Genomic DNA, 3,029 nt, shown 5'->3' on the forward strand with positions numbered 1-3,029 from the left:
CACCTACGTGAAAGCGAGAGCCGCCGGCCGGATCGTCTCGGTGGCGGTCATCGTGGCGGTCGGGGTCAACAGCGACGGCCGGCGCGAGGTGCTCGGCATGGACATCGGCCCGTCCGAGGCCGAGACGTTTTGGACCGCGTTCCTGCGCAAACTCGCGCGGCGCGGCCTACGTGGCGTCAAGCTGGTCGTCTCCGACGCCCACGAGGGCATCAAGGCCACCGTGGCCAAGGTGCTCAACGCCACTTGGCAGCGTTGCCGCGTGCACTTCATGCGCAATGCCCTGGCGCATGCCGGAAAGAGCGGGCGGCGCGTCGTCTCCGCCTTCATCGCCACCGCATTCGCCCAGGACGATGCCGAAGCCGCGAGGGCGCAATGGCGTCGCGTTGCCGACCAGCTCCGCCCCAAGGTCCCGAAGCTCGCCGCCTTGCTCGACGAGGCAGAGACCGACGTGCTCGCCTACATGAGCTTCCCAGCCGCGCATCGGCCCAAGCTGCATTCGACCAATCCGATCGAGCGTACGCATCCGGCGGCGGCCGCCTTGCGTTGATGTAGGGAGCGGCGAAGACATAGTCGTATGACTGATCGTACGGCTATGTCGAAGGTGTCTCGGCTGGAGGTGGTCCAGACCGGAGCGCGTCGCCGTTGGACGTTGGCAGAGAAGCAGCGGATCGTCGCGGAGAGCGCGGGCGCGCCACGGGCGGTGTCGGCGACGGCCCGACGCTATGGGATATCTCCAAGCCATTTGTTTTGGTGGCGGCGTCTCGCCCGAGAAGGACGTCTGCAAGCGGATAACGAGACGACCGCGTTCGCCCGGGTGGTCGTCGCGCGTGAGGCGAGCGAGCCGGATGGGGCTCTCGGCCGGATCGAGATCGTGCTGGCGGGCGGCGTTCGCGTGATCGTCGATCGGAACGTCGACAGGGACGCGCTCGTGCGGGTCATCAGCGCCGTCGAGCGGCGATGATTGCACTTCCCGCCGGCGCGCGGGTGTGGCTGGCGACCGGCCATACTGACATGCGCAAAGGCTTCGACGGGCTGGCGCTGCTGGTGCAGGAGAAGCTTCGGCGCGATCCGCACCAGGGCCATCTGTTCGTGTTCCGCGGCCGGCGCGGCTCCCTGATCAAGGTTCTTTGGCATGACGGCCAGGGCATGTGCCTGTTCGCCAAGCGGCTGGAGCGCGGGCGCTTCATCTGGCCATCTCCGGCGGACGGGACAGTGACGATCACACCCGCGCAGCTGGGATATTTGCTGGAAGGGATCGACTGGCGAATGCCGCAGCACACATGGCGTCCGACCGCGGCGGGCTGAGAGATCTCGTTGCGGCCGTGCGACATTGTGAATCAGCGCACGATTCAGGCTCGCAAACGCCGCGCGCTGTGCTGCACTTGGTTCGTGCCGCCCATCCCTGATTCGCTTCCGACCGATCTTGCCGCCGCGCACGCGATGATCCTTGCGCAGCGCGAGGCGCTGATGGTTGCGCAAGCCAAGGCGCAGAATGCCGAGGCGGAAGCACGTCATCGTGCGGTGCTGATCGAGCAGATGAAGTTCACGATCGCCAAGCTCCGGCACGAGCGGTTCGGTCAATCCTCGGAACGCAGTGCGGTGCTCGAGCAACTCGAGTTGCAGCTTGCCGACCTGGAAGAGAATGCCGCGCAGGCCGAAGCGGCGGCACAGCTGGCATCGAGCGCGGCCGCACGCGCGAACATCACGGTCGCGACGTTCGAGCGGCGCAAGCCAGCGCGCCGGCCGCTGCCGGCGCATCTGCCGCGCGAGCGCATCGTCTACCCGTCACCCGCCGTGTGCCCCTGCTGCGGCGGCATCCTGCACAAGCTCGGCGAGGACGTGACCGAGATGTTGGAGCTGATTCCGCGCCAGTGGAAGGTGATCCAGCACGTGCGCGAGAAGCTCTCCTGCCGCTCCTGCGAGGCGATCACTCAGCCGCCGGCGCCCTCGCATCCGATTGCCAGAGGACGCGCCGGACCTTCACTTCTGGCGCATATCCTGTTCGCCAAGTACGGCCTGCATCTGCCGCTCAACCGCCAGAGCACCGTCTATGCCCGCGAGGGCATCGAGCTCGACGTCTCGACGCTCGCCGATTGGGTCGGCGCTGCGGCTGCGACGTTGATGCCGCTCGTCCTGGTGATCCGCGCCTATGTGTTCGCGGCCGAGCGCATCCATGCCGACGACACCACCGTGCCGGTTCTCGCCAAAGGCAAGACCCGCACCGGGCGCCTATGGACTTATATGCGCGACGACCGGCCGTTTGGCGGGCCTGATCCGCCCGCCGCGACCTTCTTCTACTCTCCCGATCGCGGCGGCGAGCATCCGGAGCAGCATCTGGCTGACTATGCGGGGCTGATCCAGGCCGACGCCTATGCGGGCTTCAACCGGCTCTACGATGCCCGTCGTCCGCAAGGACCGATCATCGGGGCGGCCTGCTGGGCGCATGCGCGGCGCAAGTTCTTCGACCTCGCCCGCATCAGCAAAGCGCCCATCGCCATCGAGGCGGTCGCGCGCATCGATGCCCTGTTCGCCATCGAGCGCGAGATCAACGGCCTGACGCCGCAGCAACGTGCTGCCGAGCGCAACGCCCGTAGCCGCCCGCTCGTGGGCGCATTGGAGAGCTGGCTGCGCGAGCAACGCGCCAAGCTCTCCGGCAAGAGCGAAACCGCCAAGGCGATCGCCTACAGCCTCACGCGCTGGGTCGCTCTCACCCGCTTCCTCGACGATGGTCGGCTGTGCATGTCCAACAACGCCGCCGAGCGCGAGATTCGTGCTGTCGCCATGGGCCGCAAGAACTGGACCTTCGCCGGCTCAGACGAGGGCGGGCGCCGCGCCGCTGCCATCTACACGCTGATCGCGACCGCCAAGCTCAATGATGTCGACCCGCAGGCCTGGCTCGCCGACGTCCTCGCTCGCCTGCAGGATCACCCGGCCAAGCATATCGATGAGCTCCTGCCCTGGAGCTGGAAGCGTGCGCACACGCAGAAGGCCGCTGCATAAAATCTGTTCCTGACCGAACGGCCGCCGTC

At 67.3% G+C, this 3,029-nt stretch carries 3 protein-coding genes and 1 pseudogene; all 4 read left to right on the forward strand.

Annotated elements, in window-relative coordinates:
* Positions 1–523, forward strand: a pseudogene (locus JOY90_RS05925) (transposase); the annotation flags it as partial.
* A 93-nt stretch (positions 524–616) separates the two neighbouring features.
* Positions 617–961, forward strand: a complete 345-nt coding sequence (locus JOY90_RS05930; RefSeq protein WP_367276884.1) for a transposase — start codon at positions 617–619, stop codon at positions 959–961.
* Positions 958–1,305: an IS66 family insertion sequence element accessory protein TnpB gene (tnpB, locus tag JOY90_RS05935; RefSeq protein ID WP_291690219.1), complete on the forward strand. Its 348-nt coding sequence runs from the start codon at positions 958–960 to the stop codon at positions 1,303–1,305. Before JOY90_RS05930 ends, tnpB begins: the two co-directional genes overlap by 4 nt.
* 135 nt (positions 1,306–1,440) lie before the next feature.
* The gene (locus JOY90_RS05940; RefSeq protein ID WP_291690220.1) at positions 1,441–3,000 is read left to right on the forward strand and encodes an IS66 family transposase; all 1,560 of its coding nucleotides are present in this window, start codon (positions 1,441–1,443) and stop codon (positions 2,998–3,000) included.
* The last annotated feature ends 29 nt before the right edge of the window (positions 3,001–3,029 follow it).

This window comes from Bradyrhizobium sp., assembly GCF_019242285.1.
In the GTDB taxonomy this organism is placed as follows: Bacteria; Pseudomonadota; Alphaproteobacteria; order Rhizobiales; family Xanthobacteraceae; genus Bradyrhizobium.

Excerpts from the sequence above, each read along its gene's own strand:
- tnpB (WP_291690219.1), top strand. The coding sequence starts at position 958 with ATGATTGCACTTCCCGCCGGCGCGCGGGTGTGGCTGGCGACCGGCCAT.
- JOY90_RS05940 (WP_291690220.1), top strand. The coding sequence starts at position 1,441 with ATGATCCTTGCGCAGCGCGAGGCGCTGATGGTTGCGCAAGCCAAGGCG.